The organism is Planomicrobium sp. YIM 101495 (assembly GCF_009707665.1).
GTDB lineage: Bacteria > Bacillota > Bacilli > Bacillales_A > Planococcaceae > Planococcus.
Genome location: NZ_WLZW01000001.1, coordinates 1,484,179 through 1,498,992, shown reverse-complemented (window position 1 = coordinate 1,498,992; position 14,814 = coordinate 1,484,179). Strand labels below are relative to the sequence as shown.

The window sequence follows — 14,814 nt, the reverse complement described above, 5'->3', positions numbered from 1 at the left end:
TTTTAGAGAAATGAGGGTTTTTAATGAAAATCGCAATATCTTCAGACCATGGTGGCAATAACTTGAGAAAAGAAATCGTTCGTCTCCTTGACGAGATGGGCATCGAATACAAAGACTTCGGGCCACAGACGGATGATTCCGTCGACTATCCGGATTACGCAAGCCCGGTTGCGCAAGGCGTCGCAGCAGGCGAGTATGACCGCGGAATCCTGATCTGCGGAACGGGAATCGGCATGTCGATCGCAGCGAACAAAGTGAAGGGCATCCGCTGTGCGCTTGTCCACGATCTGTTCAGTGCAAAAGCGACGCGCGGCCACAACAACTCGAACGTCCTCGCGATGGGCGAACGTGTCATCGGACCAGGACTTGCGACAGAAATCGCGCGTACTTGGCTGACGGAGGAATTCGAAGGCGGACGCCACGAAACGCGCATCCAAAAAATTTCCGACCTGGAAAACTGAGGAGGGAGCAGCATGCAGCAATTATGGCAGTCACAGCTTGAAGAAATGCTGGAACAACTCGAACAGCAAATCATATTCAAGGAAGGCCAACTGTTTGTTGTCGGCTGTTCCACTTCAGAAGTTGCAGGCAAGCGGATCGGTACGGCAGGCGGACTGGATATCGCGGAGTCGCTGTACGGACCGCTTGAACGGTTCGCAGAGCGTCATGGTCTTTATCTTGTTTTCCAAGGCTGTGAACATATCAACAGGGCACTGACACTCGAGCGGGAAGCGGCGGAACGGTACGGACTTGAGGAAGTATCCGTCATTCCGGTACCGAAAGCCGGCGGATCGATGAGTGCTTGTGCATACACCCGCCTGAAAGACCCGACAGTCGTCGAAGAAGTGTCCGCCCACGCTGGAATCGATATCGGTCAGACGATGATCGGCATGCATTTAAAAAGAGTAGCCGTTCCGCTCCGAACTTCTGTTACACTAGTAGGAGATGCGATCGTCTCAGCCGCCACGACCCGACCGAAACTGATCGGCGGTGTCCGCGCAGCATATGATCGTGTAGCTATTCAACTACAGGAGGGATTCACAGATGACACTGATTGAAGTACAAGATCAAGCGGTATTTAAAGCGATGGAAGCCGAGAAGCAACGCCAGGAAAGCAATATTGAACTGATTGCTTCAGAGAACTTCGTATCACCGGCAGTTATGGAAGCTCAAGGCTCTGTGTTGACGAACAAATATGCTGAAGGGTATCCAGGCAAACGCTATTACGGCGGATGCGAATTTGTGGATGTAGTAGAAAATATTGCGCGCGATCGTCTGAAAGAGATCTTCGGAGCGGACCATGCGAACGTCCAGCCGCATTCGGGCTCTCAAGCGAATATGGCCGTTTACACGACAGTCCTTGAACAGGGAGATACTGTGCTGGGGATGAACTTGAACCACGGCGGGCACTTGACGCACGGCAGTAAAGTGAACTTCTCCGGCAAACAATATAATTTCGTAGAATATGGTGTAGATGAAAAAACACAACTCGTCGACTATGATTTGGTCCGCGAAGCGGCACTTGAGCATAAGCCGAAAATGATCGTTGCAGGGGCAAGCGCGTATTCCCGTACGCTCGACTTCGCGAAGTTCCGCGAAATCGCTGATGAGATTGGTGCGTACTTCATGGTGGATATGGCACACATTGCAGGACTTGTTGCGACAGGACTTCACCCGAATCCAGTGCCACACGCACACTTCGTCACTTCGACGACGCATAAGACATTGCGCGGCCCACGTGGCGGCTTGATCTTGTGCACGGAAGAATTCGCGAAGAAGATCGACAAGACGATTTTCCCAGGCATCCAAGGTGGTCCACTGATGCACGTCATCGCCGCCAAAGCGGTTGCATTCGGTGAAGCACAACAGCCTGAATTCAAAACGTATACTGAACAAGTAGTCAAGAATGCGAAAGTTCTTGCGGATACATTGATGGCAGAAGGCGTCGATGTTGTATCCGGAGGGACGGACAACCACTTGATGCTACTAGATCTGCGTTCTTTGAACTTGACGGGGAAAGTTGCGGAGCACTTGCTGGATGAAGTCGGGATTACGACGAACAAAAATACGATTCCATTCGATCCGGAAAGCCCGTTCGTCACTTCTGGCCTGCGTCTTGGTACACCAGCAGTCACATCACGCGGCTTTACGGAAGAAAGCATGAAAGAGACAGCTTCGATCATCGCTTCCATTTTGAAGAATCCGGAAGACGAAGCAGTGAAAAAAGAAGCGACAGAACGTGTCGCTGCATTGACGGCGAAATTGCCATTGTACAAGTAAAAGGTTGCAGCTGCCGTTGAACGGAATGTCCCGGCAGCTGTATTTTTGATTCCGTGGACAAGAAATGAGGGAATGGAAATGCCGGATTATGACCTGATGGAAGAAAATAGAATAATTGGGGAACGGCTTCGAGGTCTTGGAGTAGAACTCCAGATTGGTTTCCTCATTCTGGACACGGCAAGGGATGACATGCCGATCGTTTACGCGAATGAGGCATTTTACCGGATGAGCGGGTATTCGCTGGAAGAAGTGATTGGGAAGAATGGCCGCTTCATGCACGGGGAACGCACCGACCAAAAAGTCGCGACAGCGATCCGTGCATGCATGGCGAAGCGGGAGCCGGGGGTTTTTGAGATCCTCAATTACCACAAGGAAGGCCGCCCGTTCTGGAATGAAATCACCATCCAGTGGATGAAGGAAGATACTGGAGAGAAACGGTTCGTCCTTTTGCTGCAGCGGGACATCACCGACCGGAAGCGTGCGGAAGCGTTGGTCAAGCTGCAAAGTGATATTTATGTGGATATTCATAAAGGCCATATGATCAGCATCTTGCTCGATGCTATTTGTTCCGTGGTGGAATCCTTCTTACCGAGCGATGCGAAATGTACCGTACTTTTCATCGATAAAGAAGGGAAATTCCGGAAAGCATCGGGTCGAGCGTTCGGAGCGGAATTTTGGCGGCAGATCGACGGGGGCCCTGTTAGTCAGGACGAAGGAAGTTGCGGCGCATCCGCTATCTTGAAGAAGCCGATCATCGTCGAAGATATGAAGACCGATCCGCTATGGGCGTCGCCGCGCACTGCGAAGGTAGTCAAGGACTTTGATCTTGCATCGAGTTGGTCGGTGCCGATTTTCGATAAGGAGAATGAAGTGATCGGGACGTTCGCGGTCTACTTCAACGTCCCGACCGTCCCGACGGAAGATGAAGTGGAATTCATCCAGAAGATCTCGCCGATGCTGTCCTTGACGGTCGACTATTACAAGCAGCTGCAAGAACGGTTGGTCCTCGCTTATAACGACCGGGAAACCGGTCTGCCGAACCGCAACTTCTTCATTACGGAATTGCAGGATCATTTGGACAAGCAGCGGGAAGGCGTCGTCATTTTCCTGACGGTCGATGAGTTTGCACAAGTCGTCGATCAATATGGTCACCGCGTCGGTGATTTGTTGATTACGGAAATTGCGAAAAGGATTGAAGAAGCGAAGTTGATGAAAGATGCTTTCTTTGCACGGTTCTCCGATTCGACGATTGGCATCGTGGGAATCACTGCGCTCGACAAAGTGCCGCGTTACTTGGACGATTTGGCACGACGCTTCAACGAGCCGATCCAGCTCGCCGATATGGAGCTATTCCTTTCCTTGAAAGGAGGCGTCGCGCTGATCACACCGCATCAGAGCGATTCAGAAGAAATCGTCCGTCATGCCGACAGCGCGTTATCGAATGCGAAGTCGACAGCGGGCGAGGTGTTCTGCTATTACGAATCGGAATACGATGAAAACATGATGCGCGACTTGCGGATCGCCAATAAATTGACGCTCGCCATCCGGAATGAAGAGATCAGTATCCACCTTCAACCGAAAGTCGACTTGAAGACTGGTAAGATCCTCTCGTTCGAAGCGCTGGCCCGTTGGTACTCGCCGGAACTCGGTTACGTACCGCCGAACACCTTCATTCCACTGGCGGAGAAGAACGGCAAGATTCGTGTGCTGGAGCAAAGCGTGTTGCGTCTCGTACTCGAATGGCTGAAGAAGCGGCAAGATGAAGGAATGGAGTTGCGGCAAGTCGCCGTCAACATTTCGGCAGACCACTTCTTCCATCCGACATTTGTACCGAATTTGATCAACGCGACGATGAGCTTCGGCATCGAGCCGAAATGGATCCGGTTGGAGATCACAGAGCGGATCGGCTTCGTCGATATCGAGAAAGCCCGTAACATTTTCACCCAGCTGAATTCATACGGCTTCACAAGCTCTGTCGATGATTTCGGGACCGGCTATTCGTCGCTCAGCTATTTGCAGAAGCTGCCGGTCACAGAAATCAAGATCGACCGTTCGTTCATCACCCAACTCGAAGATGCGGGTTCACTAGCGATTGTCCGGACGATCATCCAGTTGGCGGAAAACTTGAATATGGATGCAGTGGCGGAAGGAATCGAGACGGAAGAACAGCGGAAAGTCCTTGAAGCGCTGGGCTGCAGGGTCGGACAAGGCTTCCTGTTCTACAAGCCGATGCCGTCTGCAGAAGCCAACTTGCTTCCACTCAGCTGAGACAAAAAGCGCTTGTTGCTTTCTGTCTCAGTTTTTTTGTGGGGAAAAACCGATTTCAACGATATTTCAGAATTGCGCCAATGCTTTTCGCGCTCCCTTCAAGAGGCAAATTTCTGTTATACTTGATGGGATAATAATGTCTAAAAGGAGAGATGACTATGGGAAAAGTGTATGTCTTTGATCATCCATTGATTCAGCATAAATTGACTTACATCCGAGACAAGCAAACAGGTACGAAAGAGTTCCGAGAATTGGTGGACGAAGTCGCAACGTTGATGGCTTTTGAAATCACACGCGACTTGCCATTGACTGATATCGAAGTGGAAACACCGGTACAGAAAGCGACATCGAAAGTACTGGCGGGCAAAAAACTGGGCGTCGTACCGATTTTGCGTGCAGGCGTCGGCATGGTCGACGGCATCCTGAAGTTGATTCCAGCTGCGAAAGTAGGACACATCGGGTTGTACCGCGATCCCGAAACATTGCAGCCGGTCGAGTACTACTTGAAGTTGCCGTCTGACGTCCAGGAGCGGGAATTCATCGTCGTCGATCCGATGCTTGCAACGGGCGGATCTGCTGTTGAAGCAGTCAACTCGTTGAAAAAACGTGGCGCAGTGAAAATCCGCTTCATGTGTATCATCGCAGCTCCGGAAGGCGTGGAAGCATTGCAACAAGCGCACCCGGATGTCGATATCTACATTGCGGCTTTGGACGAAAAACTGAACGAAAAAGGATACATCGTCCCAGGACTAGGGGATGCAGGCGACCGGTTGTTCGGCACGAAGTAAAACTTTATTCTGTATAAGATGGGGAAGAAGGTTGTTAGTGAGTAACACTGTTCACCAACAATAGCGTGAAGATACGGAGCAAAAACGGCGGAGACTCTAGTGGACTTAGCGAAGTCTCGAAATCCAATCGGACCCGGGAAGCGGGAACGATTTAGTTCGAGGCGAGCCCACTAGACGCGGAGCCTTTTTGCGGAGTGTCGGAGCTGTTATTCCAACTTATAAAGATAAAACAATTCGGGTGCCCGCACGCGAAATAGAAAATGAAACGGAGTAGATCAAGTTGGCAAAGAAAATGAAAGTCATGACGATTTTCGGTACACGTCCTGAAGCGATCAAGATGGCACCGCTCGTGCTGGAACTGAAGAAACATCCAGAAACGATCGAGCCGCTTGTCACCGTAACAGCACAGCACCGTGAAATGCTGGATCAAGTGCTTGAAACGTTCAAGATCAGCCCGGACTTCGATTTGAATATCATGAAAGATCGTCAGACATTAAGCGATGTGACGACACGTGCTCTGCAAGGCTTGGATGAAGTGATGAAAGAAGCGAAGCCGGATATCGTGTTGGTACACGGTGACACTTCGACAACATTCGCTGCAAGCTTGGCTGCTTTCTATAACCAGATCGCAATCGGGCACGTAGAAGCAGGTCTGCGCACATTCAATAAATATTCGCCGTATCCGGAAGAGATGAACCGTCAGTTGACAGGCGTCATGGCAGACCTTCATTTCTCACCGACCGAAAAATCGGCTCAAAACTTGTTGGATGAAAACAAAGACGAAAGTACGATCTACATCACCGGCAACACAGCGATCGATGCACTCAAAACGACAGTGCGTGAAACATACGACCATCCGATTCTTGACAAGATCGGGACGGACCGTATGATTCTTCTGACAGCACACCGCCGTGAGAATCTCGGCGAGCCGATGCGCAACATGTTCCGCGCAATCAAGCGCTTGACGGAAGAACATGAAGACGTGCAAGTGGTCTACCCAGTGCATATGAATCCAGTCGTTCGTGAATTGGCAGCGGAAGTGCTTGGCAACGATCCACGCATTCACTTGATCGAACCGCTTGAAGTGCTTGATTTCCACAACTTCGCAGCACGCGCATTCATCATCTTGACGGACTCGGGCGGTATTCAAGAAGAGGCGCCATCACTCGGCAAGCCGGTTCTTGTGCTTCGCGATACGACAGAACGTCCGGAAGGAATCGAAGCAGGGACATTGAAACTTGCGGGGACGGATGAAGAAACGATTTACGGGCTGGCGAAAGAATTGTTGACGAACGAAGAGGCATATGAAGCGATGTCGAAAGCATCCAACCCATACGGCGACGGAAAAGCTTCCGGCCGGATCGTTGAAGCGCTTCACAGTTACTTCGAGGCGCAAGCTAAGTAAGCTTTTCAGAATGTGAATAAGACAACGGACGTTTGAGGTGCGATAGGGGAGTGGGGGAATGAGAAAATAGCAGGTGAAAAAACTTTTTCCGAATTTGTGTTGAAATTTGTCCACAATTTGTCGGGGAAGAATCGCTTGTGATGTTTTTCACTTCTACCAATTGACATGATTTTGACCCTATTGTATGCTATTCAAGGGTACGCATGAAAGGCTTTTGTACATATTAGATGTTGTTCTAAAAGCCTGATGCGACAATACTTCTTTAAGAGGTCCATTGTCAATTCAAAACGGATTTCGAGGGGGTTATCATGCGCCCATCAAAAAGTCCCTTACAAGCGATGGCGATTTATTCAGCCATCCTCTCACAACTTGTCGGGTCCGTGCTTATCGGGGTATTCACAGGAATGTGGCTCGATGATGAAATCGGGACCGCCCCACTATTTCTGATCATCTGTCTATTCGTCGGCCTTGCTGTCGGTGTCTGGGCGATGCTTCAAACCGTCCGAAAATTCGAATCAGGAGACGTTTAAATATATGGATGGACTTAGGCAGATCTATACCAAACAAAAAAGAGTGATTTATTTTCTCCTTGCCGCATTTGTGCTTGGCTGGGGTTTCACCCCATATCAGTCAGTATTCGCGGGTTTGACGATCGGCACTTTGTTCGGACTGTATAATATGTGGATTTTGGTTCGCCGGATGGAGAAATTCGACCGGGCGGTGACAGAAGGCTCGAAAGTTCGTTCGCTTGGAACGGCATTACGGTTTGCATCAGGTGCTGCCGTCGCTGCGTTGGCAATAATCTTCGCAGAACATATTCACCTGGTCAGCGCAGTAATCGGGTTGATGATACCGTATGTTCTACTTCTTGTAGAGCGCATCGTCTATCATCTGAAACACCAATAAGAACGTGAAAGAGAGGTGAAACTATCGTGGATCATGGCGCTCCAATGAAGGAGATATTTGGAATTTGGTTCAACTTATCAAACGTCATGATGCTCATCGTGGCTGCAACCATCGTCTTCTTAATCGCTTTCATTTCCACTCGGAATTTAAAGCTGAAGCCGACCGGCATGCAGAACTTCATGGAATGGATCATGGACTTCGTGAAAGGCCTGATCAAGAGTAATATGGACTGGAAAGACGGCGGACGATTCCACGTTCTTGGAATTACGTTAATCATGTTCATATTCGTATCGAACTTGCTCGGACTTCCGTTTGCTGTGGTGGTCAACGGCGATCTCTGGTGGAAATCACCGACTGCAGATCCGACCGTGACAATGACATTGGCTGTTCTGGTCATTGCCTTAAGCCATTATTACGGTATTAAAATGAAGGGGCTGAAAGGGTACGGGGCAAGTTATTTGAAACCGATGCCATTTCTTCTGCCACTGAACATCATTGAAGAATTCGCGAATACGCTGACACTTGGTCTGCGTCTTTACGGAAACATCTATGCAGGGGAAATCCTGCTAACACTCTTAGCGGCTTCCGCTTCGACAGGTATTCTAGGCTTTGCAGCATCAATCGTGCCAATGATGGCATGGCAAGGATTCTCGATCTTTATCGGGACCATCCAAGCATTTATTTTCGTTATGTTAACAATGGTTTATATATCCCACAAAGTTGCGGACGACCATTGAGATAAATTGCCTGTAATGGGCGCATAAAAAAACAATCATCCTGAGGAGGACAAATCACAATGACAGGTTCATTAGGTTTATTAGCAGCAGCAATCGCAGTTGGTCTAGCAGCACTAGGCGCAGGTATCGGTAACGGTCTTATCGTTTCAAAAACAGTAGAAGGTATCGCTCGTCAGCCAGAAGCTCGCGGCGTACTTCAAACAACAATGTTCATCGGGGTAGCTTTGGTTGAGGCTGTTCCAATCATCGCTGTAGTTATCGCGTTCATCACGATGAACCAGTAATAACGAAAAGCGGAAGCGCCCGTTCAGCTCCGACAGGCATAAGACGGACCGGCGAAGCGGCGAATTGTGCCGCACAGCCGGGCTGACTTATGACCCGAGGAGTTGGGCGCTGGAGTCTGGACAACGAAAAGCGGAAGCGCCCGTTCAGCTCCGACAGGCATAAGACGGACCGGCGAAGCGGCGAATTGTGCCGCACAGCCGGGCTGGCTGGTGCATCTTCCACCCATAGTAAGAAGCTAAATGGCGAGAGTGCTTCGGCATGTTTTTCGCCATTTATGTTTGTAAGGCACATTTTACCTTCGAAAAACATCTTGCAGAAGAATCATATATAAATAGAAGAAATTTTATTTTATGCTCTTGAAGGGAGTGAAACAATCGTGTTTTTTGATCACCTCGTACTCGGCGCGGCCGGGGAGTTTTTGAATATCGGTGACATCATTGTCACATTAGTGATCTTCTCACTACTTATGTTGCTCTTGAAGAAATTCGCATGGGGCCCATTGATGGGAGTTATGCAGCAGCGTGAGGAATTGATCGCTAGCGAGATCGAAGCAGCTGAAAACAGCCGCCAAGAATCACATAAACTTTTGGAAGAACAGCGTGCTATCTTGAAAGATGCAAGTACGCAAGCACAGCAGATCGTCGAAAATGCGAAAAAGCAAGGCGAAGTTTCGCGTGAGGACATTATCACGACGGCTCGTGCTGAAGCTGGACGCATGAAAGACGCAGCTGTTCAAGAAATTGCAAACGAACGTGAAAAAGCGATCGCTGCAGTACGCGACGAAGTTGTGGCATTGTCACTTCTTGCCGCTTCTAAAGTCTTGGACAAAGAGATTTCAGAAGAGGAAAACCGCCAATTGATTAATGAAACGATTGCGAAGGCAGGCGAATTGCAATGAGTCAAGCTGCAGAACGTTATGCACTAGCATTGTTCGAAGTTTCCCAAAAGCATGGCGTAACAGAACAAGTGGAGCAGGACCTTCGTGAGATCAAGCAAGTGTTCCAGGACAACCCGGAACTGCACAAATTGCTTGCATCGCCAAAACTGACACAGGAACGTACGAAGAACCTGGTTACCGAGCTATTCGGTGGCGCGCAGCCGTATCTTTTGAATACACTGCAGCTGGTAGGGGAGCGTAAACGCCTGAAAGAAGTCGGCAGCATCGCGGATGAGTTCATCAAACGCTCGAATGATGCAAAAGGAATCGAAGATGCGAAAGTTTACTCGATCCGTCTTTTGACGGAAGAAGAGACAGCATCCATCTCGACAGCTTTTGCGAAAAAAATCGGTAAACAATCTTTGCGAATTGAAAACATCATCGATCCGTCCCTTATCGGAGGATTGCGTCTTCAAATCGGCAACCGCATCTTTGACAGCTCTGTCAGTTCGAAGCTCGAACGTCTGCAGCGTCAATTGATCGGATAAACATTCAATTAGGAGAGGGTGACATACATGAGCATCAAAGCTGAAGAAATCAGTACGCTGATTAAGCAGCAGATTGAAAACTATCAATCTGAGATGAAAGTTGACGACGTAGGTACAGTCATCACAATTGGTGACGGTATCGCACGCGCTCATGGCCTCGACAACATCATGGCTGGAGAACTTGTTGAGTTCTCTACTGGTGTACTTGGAATGGCACAAAACTTGGAAGCCAACAACGTTGGTATCATCATCCTTGGTCCATACACAGACATTAAAGAAGGCGATGAAGTACGTCGAACTGGCCGTATTATGGAAGTACCAGTCGGTGAAGAATTGATCGGACGCGTTGTAAACCCACTTGGGCAACCTGTCGATGGCCTTGGCCCGATCAATACGACAAAATCTCGTCCGATCGAAAGCCCAGCGCAAGGCGTTATGGCACGTAAATCGGTTCATGAGCCACTGCAAACAGGGATCAAAGCGATCGATGCACTTGTACCGATCGGCCGTGGACAGCGTGAGTTGATCATCGGTGACCGCCAGACAGGTAAAACGTCTGTAGCGATCGATACAATCTTGAACCAAGCTGACCAAGACATGATCTGTATCTATGTCGCAATCGGACAAAAAGAATCGACTGTTCGTAACGTAGTTGAAACGTTCCGTAAAAACGGAGCACTTGATTACACGATCGTCGTAACTGCATCCGCTTCACAACCAGCGCCACTTCTATACTTGGCTCCATACGCAGGTATTTCAATGGCTGAAGAATTCATGTTCGACGGCAAACACGTCCTCATCGTTTATGATGACTTGACGAAACAAGCTTCGGCTTACCGCGAACTTTCACTTTTGCTTCGTCGTCCGCCAGGCCGTGAAGCTTACCCAGGGGATGTCTTCTACTTGCACTCACGCCTACTTGAGCGTGCAGCGAAGTTGAACGAAACACTTGGAGCAGGATCGATCACAGCACTTCCGTTCGTTGAAACACAAGCAGGGGATATCTCAGCTTACATTCCAACAAACGTAATCTCGATCACTGATGGACAAATCTTCCTTCAGTCTGACCTTTTCCACTCGGGCGTTCGTCCAGCGATCAACGCAGGTCTTTCTGTATCACGTGTAGGTGGTTCAGCACAGATCAAAGCGATGAAGAAAGTTGCTGGTACGTTGCGTCTTGACTTGGCGGCATTCCGTGAATTGGAGTCCTTCTCTCAATTCGGTTCATCTTTGGATGCAGCAACTGCAGCTAAACTTGAGCGTGGGAAACGCACAGTTGAAGTCTTGAAACAAGACTTGAACAACCCGATCAAAGTTGAAAAGCAAGTAGCGATCTTCTACGCGCTTACTCGCGGATACCTTGACGATATTCCGTTGGCTGACATCACACGTTTCGAAGCGGAATTGACAAGCTGGCTTGATTCAAACCACACAGACGTTTTGGATACGATTCGCAAAACACAAGGTTTACCTTCAGATGAAGCATTCGGCGCAGCGATCGATGAGTTCAAGCGCACGTTCGTGAAATCAGAAGCATAAACCGTTTCGAATACGAGAAAACTAACAAGGTGGTGAATTACCAGTGGCATCTTTACGCGATATAAAAAACCGTATTACGTCAACGAAAAAGACAAGTCAGATCACAAACGCGATGCAGATGGTTTCGGCTTCGAAACTTAGCCGTGCAGAAATCAATGCGAAAGCATTCGTTCCTTACATGGAGAAAGTTCAGGACGTCGTAGCATCCATCGCTGCAGGCTCTGATAACACAAGCCATCCGATGATGGTTGCACGTCCGGTTGCGAAAACAGCGTATCTCGTGATTACGTCTGACCGCGGACTTGTAGGTGGATACAACGCCAACATTCTCCGTAAAGTCATGAACCGCATCCGCGAGCGCCATACATCGAAGGATGAGTATGTGATCTTGAGCGTTGGCCGTAAAGGTACGGAATTCTTTCAAAAGCAAGAGATGACGATTTTGGAAAGCTCAATCGGTCTTTCCGATCATCCGACGTTTGCAGAAATCAAAGAAATTGCGCGCAAGGCTGTTGGTATGTTCTCAGACGGTACGTATGACGAAGTTTATATGTACTACAATCACTTTGTCTCCGCTATCTCGCAGGAAGTTACAGAGAAAAAGCTTTTGCCATTGTCTAACATCGAATCGACCGGATCGACAGCTTCTTACGAATTTGATCCATCCGCCGAAGCGATCTTGGAAGTCCTTCTTCCACAATACGCAGAAAGCTTGATCTTTGGAGCAGTCCTCGACGGCAAGGCAAGTGAACACGCTGCGTCCATGACAGCAATGAAGAGTGCAACGGATAATGCGAGCGATCTAATCAACGGTTTGACTCTTTCTTACAACCGTGCGCGCCAGGCTGCCATCACTCAGGAAATCACTGAGATTGTCGGCGGTGCAGCAGCACTGGAATAACGAGAAGCGAAGGCTGCCGTTTAGACCCGACAAGCGCTGGAGACTTTGCGAATAATGGCGTTTTTCAGCCATTAGGCGTAAAGGCGAAGCGACTCGAGGGTCTGGCAGCCGGAGTCTAGACAGTGAAGAAAAGCGAAAGAAAAAAGCGGAAGCGCACGCACCTGCTCCTAGCAGCAGGTCGTGGCGGCTCGCTCTGATATGCGACAAAGAAATAGCAAGACAGGAGGGAACAGCATGAACAAAGGACATGTTCTTCAAGTTATGGGTCCTGTTGTAGATATCAAGTTCGCGAACGGCCAACTTCCAAACATCTACAACGCCCTAACAGTAAATATCAATCGTCCTGGCCAAGCGGAAGTCACTTTGACACTTGAAGTTGCACTTCACCTTGGTGACGATTCAGTACGCACAATCGCGATGGAATCTACTGATGGATTGCAGCGCGGTTCCGAAGTAACAGACTTGGGCGGACCGATTTCTGTTCCAGTCGGAGACGTTACATTGGGCCGAGTATTTAACGTACTTGGTGAAGTGATCGACTTAGGTGATGAGATTCCGGCAACTGAAAGCCGCAACCCGATTCACCGTGCAGCTCCTACGTTCGAGAATCTTTCCACTGAAGTGGAAATCCTTGAAACAGGAATCAAAGTTGTAGACTTGCTTGCTCCTTACATCAAAGGTGGTAAGATCGGTCTCTTCGGTGGTGCCGGTGTAGGTAAAACAGTTCTAATCCAGGAACTGATCAACAACATCGCACAAGAACACGGTGGTCTATCCGTATTCGCTGGTGTTGGTGAGCGTACGCGTGAAGGAAATGACTTGTTCTTCGAGATGAGCGATTCCGGCGTAATCAAGAAAACGGCAATGGTCTTCGGTCAGATGAACGAGCCACCTGGCGCACGTATGCGTGTTGCTTTGACTGGTTTGACAATGGCTGAATACTTCCGTGATGAGCAGAACGCTGACGTTCTTCTCTTCATCGATAACATCTTCCGTTTCACACAAGCAGGTTCTGAAGTATCCGCCCTTCTTGGACGTATGCCTTCAGCGGTTGGTTACCAGCCGACACTTGCGACAGAGATGGGTCAATTGCAGGAGCGTATCACAACGACTAGCACAGGTTCGGTTACATCGATCCAAGCGATCTACGTACCAGCCGATGACTATACGGATCCAGCTCCAGCAACAACTTTCGCTCACTTGGATGCAACAACTAACCTTGAGCGTAAACTTTCCGAGATGGGTATTTATCCTGCGGTAGATCCTCTAGCTTCGACTTCACGTGCATTGTCACCTGAAATCGTTGGCGAAGAGCACTACGCAGTATCCCGTGAAGTTCAAGAAACATTGCAGCGCTACCGTGAATTGCAAGACATCATTGCAATCCTGGGGATGGATGAGCTAGGCGATGAGGACAAGCTGACGGTTAACCGTGCACGTCGCGTCCAAAACTTCCTATCTCAAAACTTCCACGTAGCTGAACAGTTTACTGGACAAAAAGGTTCTTACGTACCTGTGCAAGAAACAATCAAAGGGTTCCGTGAAATCCTTGATGGCAAATACGATCACCTGCCGGAAGATGCATTCCGCCTAGTCGGCCGCATCGAAGACGTGATCGAAAAAGCTAAAAGCATGGGCGTAGAAGTCTAATACAGGGGACCAGGAGGGGAAAAAATGAAGACCATTACAGTCAATATTGTCACTCCCGACGGCCCAGTATACGATTCTGAAGTTTCCATGATTATTGCGGTAACAGCTACCGGTGAAATGGGTGTTTTGCCCGGTCACATCCCGACAGTTGCTCCTCTTGGAATCGGCGCAGTCCGACTCAAGAAAGAGAACTCAACGGAATTGGTCGCTGTCAACGGCGGGTTCCTAGAAATCCGTCCTGACAAAGCAACAATCTTAGCGCAGTCAGCTGAGCTGGCGGCGGACATCGACATCGCACGTGCACAGGAATCTGCTAAACGTGCAGAAGGTCTGTTGCAGGCGAAGAAAGACGGCGTCGACTTCAAGCGCGCAGAGCTATCGCTCAAACGGGCGATGAACCGTATCAACGTGTATGAGGGTAATGTATAAAGAAAAGCGTAAGCTGCCGTTTAGACCCGACAAGCGCTGGAGCCTTTGCGAATGATGGCGTATTTCAGCCATCAGGTGTAAAGGCGAAGCGTCTGGAGGGTCTGGCAGCTGGAGTCTGGACAAAGAAAAGCGAAGGCTGCCGTTTAGACCCGACAAGCGCTGGAGCCTTTGCGAATGATGGCGTATTTCAGCCATCAGGTG

16 protein-coding genes are annotated in these 14,814 nt (G+C 49.2%); all 16 read left to right on the top strand.

The genetic code is table 11. The features are described 5' to 3' along the window. Nucleotides 1-23 precede the first annotated feature (23 nt). The 16 genes from rpiB (at nucleotide 24) to GIW82_RS07170 (ending at nucleotide 14,613) form a co-directional block, all read left to right on the top strand. Nucleotides 24-461, top strand: a complete 438-nt coding sequence (gene rpiB, locus GIW82_RS07245) for a ribose 5-phosphate isomerase B (RefSeq protein ID WP_154749172.1) — start codon at nucleotides 24-26, stop codon at nucleotides 459-461. A gap of 12 nt (nucleotides 462-473) precedes the next feature. Then, nucleotides 474-1,058 (top strand): TIGR01440 family protein, encoded by a 585-nt coding sequence (locus GIW82_RS07240; protein ID WP_154749171.1) that lies wholly within the window; start codon nucleotides 474-476, stop codon nucleotides 1,056-1,058. Then, on the top strand, nucleotides 1,045-2,280 hold the full coding sequence (glyA, locus tag GIW82_RS07235; protein ID WP_154749170.1) for a serine hydroxymethyltransferase: 1,236 nt from the start codon (nucleotides 1,045-1,047) through the stop codon (nucleotides 2,278-2,280). The genes GIW82_RS07240 and glyA overlap by 14 nt, the downstream gene beginning before the upstream one ends. A 78-nt stretch (nucleotides 2,281-2,358) precedes the next feature. Next, the gene (locus GIW82_RS07230) at nucleotides 2,359-4,548 is read left to right on the top strand and encodes an EAL domain-containing protein (RefSeq protein WP_154749169.1); all 2,190 of its coding nucleotides are present in this window, start codon (nucleotides 2,359-2,361) and stop codon (nucleotides 4,546-4,548) included. Nucleotides 4,549-4,706: 158 nt separating this feature from the next. Continuing rightward, complete coding sequence (gene upp, locus GIW82_RS07225) at nucleotides 4,707-5,336, top strand: uracil phosphoribosyltransferase (protein WP_154749168.1); 630 nt, start codon at nucleotides 4,707-4,709, stop codon at nucleotides 5,334-5,336. Between the two features lie 292 nt (nucleotides 5,337-5,628). Further along, on the top strand, nucleotides 5,629-6,741 hold the full coding sequence (wecB, locus tag GIW82_RS07220; protein WP_370456177.1) for a non-hydrolyzing UDP-N-acetylglucosamine 2-epimerase: 1,113 nt from the start codon (nucleotides 5,629-5,631) through the stop codon (nucleotides 6,739-6,741). Between the two features lie 308 nt (nucleotides 6,742-7,049). Further along, on the top strand, nucleotides 7,050-7,271 hold the full coding sequence (locus tag GIW82_RS07215) for an AtpZ/AtpI family protein (protein ID WP_154749166.1): 222 nt from the start codon (nucleotides 7,050-7,052) through the stop codon (nucleotides 7,269-7,271). Between the two features lie 4 nt (nucleotides 7,272-7,275). Next, entirely contained in the window at nucleotides 7,276-7,647 is a 372-nt protein-coding gene (locus GIW82_RS07210) for an ATP synthase subunit I (RefSeq protein ID WP_154749165.1), read from the top strand. Between the two features lie 26 nt (nucleotides 7,648-7,673). Then, nucleotides 7,674-8,384, top strand: coding sequence for a F0F1 ATP synthase subunit A (gene atpB / locus GIW82_RS07205; RefSeq protein ID WP_370456127.1), 711 nt, complete (start codon nucleotides 7,674-7,676; stop codon nucleotides 8,382-8,384). Nucleotides 8,385-8,443: 59 nt separating this feature from the next. Continuing rightward, a complete protein-coding gene (atpE, locus tag GIW82_RS07200) occupies nucleotides 8,444-8,668 on the top strand; it encodes a F0F1 ATP synthase subunit C (RefSeq protein WP_154749164.1) in 225 nt (74 codons plus the stop codon). Between the two features lie 377 nt (nucleotides 8,669-9,045). Beyond that, complete coding sequence (gene atpF / locus GIW82_RS07195; RefSeq protein ID WP_370456126.1) at nucleotides 9,046-9,567, top strand: F0F1 ATP synthase subunit B; 522 nt, start codon at nucleotides 9,046-9,048, stop codon at nucleotides 9,565-9,567. After that, nucleotides 9,564-10,094, top strand: coding sequence for a F0F1 ATP synthase subunit delta (locus GIW82_RS07190; RefSeq protein WP_154749163.1), 531 nt, complete (start codon nucleotides 9,564-9,566; stop codon nucleotides 10,092-10,094). The genes atpF and GIW82_RS07190 overlap by 4 nt, the downstream gene beginning before the upstream one ends. 27 nt (nucleotides 10,095-10,121) lie before the next feature. Beyond that, a complete protein-coding gene (gene atpA, locus GIW82_RS07185; protein WP_154749162.1) occupies nucleotides 10,122-11,633 on the top strand; it encodes a F0F1 ATP synthase subunit alpha in 1,512 nt (503 codons plus the stop codon). Between the two features lie 43 nt (nucleotides 11,634-11,676). Next, nucleotides 11,677-12,534 carry an ATP synthase F1 subunit gamma gene (atpG, locus tag GIW82_RS07180; protein WP_370456125.1) on the top strand — a complete coding sequence of 286 codons (858 nt, stop codon included), beginning with the start codon at nucleotides 11,677-11,679 and terminating at the stop codon, nucleotides 12,532-12,534. 234 nt (nucleotides 12,535-12,768) lie between these two features. Then, the gene (gene atpD / locus GIW82_RS07175; RefSeq protein WP_154749161.1) at nucleotides 12,769-14,184 is read left to right on the top strand and encodes a F0F1 ATP synthase subunit beta; all 1,416 of its coding nucleotides are present in this window, start codon (nucleotides 12,769-12,771) and stop codon (nucleotides 14,182-14,184) included. A gap of 24 nt (nucleotides 14,185-14,208) precedes the next feature. Beyond that, entirely contained in the window at nucleotides 14,209-14,613 is a 405-nt protein-coding gene (locus tag GIW82_RS07170; protein WP_154749160.1) for a F0F1 ATP synthase subunit epsilon, read from the top strand. The last annotated feature ends 201 nt before the right edge of the window (nucleotides 14,614-14,814 follow it).

Coding starts and splice junctions, on each gene's coding strand:
- atpA (WP_154749162.1), top strand. CDS start 10,122: ATGAGCATCAAAGCTGAAGAAATCAGTACGCTGATTAAGCAGCAGATT.
- GIW82_RS07170 (WP_154749160.1), top strand. CDS start 14,209: ATGAAGACCATTACAGTCAATATTGTCACTCCCGACGGCCCAGTATAC.
- GIW82_RS07240 (WP_154749171.1), top strand. CDS start 474: ATGCAGCAATTATGGCAGTCACAGCTTGAAGAAATGCTGGAACAACTC.
- atpD (WP_154749161.1), top strand. CDS start 12,769: ATGAACAAAGGACATGTTCTTCAAGTTATGGGTCCTGTTGTAGATATC.
- glyA (WP_154749170.1), top strand. CDS start 1,045: ATGACACTGATTGAAGTACAAGATCAAGCGGTATTTAAAGCGATGGAA.
- wecB (WP_370456177.1), top strand. CDS start 5,629: ATGAAAGTCATGACGATTTTCGGTACACGTCCTGAAGCGATCAAGATG.
- rpiB (WP_154749172.1), top strand. CDS start 24: ATGAAAATCGCAATATCTTCAGACCATGGTGGCAATAACTTGAGAAAA.
- upp (WP_154749168.1), top strand. CDS start 4,707: ATGGGAAAAGTGTATGTCTTTGATCATCCATTGATTCAGCATAAATTG.
- GIW82_RS07215 (WP_154749166.1), top strand. CDS start 7,050: ATGCGCCCATCAAAAAGTCCCTTACAAGCGATGGCGATTTATTCAGCC.
- GIW82_RS07210 (WP_154749165.1), top strand. CDS start 7,276: ATGGATGGACTTAGGCAGATCTATACCAAACAAAAAAGAGTGATTTAT.
- atpE (WP_154749164.1), top strand. CDS start 8,444: ATGACAGGTTCATTAGGTTTATTAGCAGCAGCAATCGCAGTTGGTCTA.
- GIW82_RS07190 (WP_154749163.1), top strand. CDS start 9,564: ATGAGTCAAGCTGCAGAACGTTATGCACTAGCATTGTTCGAAGTTTCC.
- GIW82_RS07230 (WP_154749169.1), top strand. CDS start 2,359: ATGCCGGATTATGACCTGATGGAAGAAAATAGAATAATTGGGGAACGG.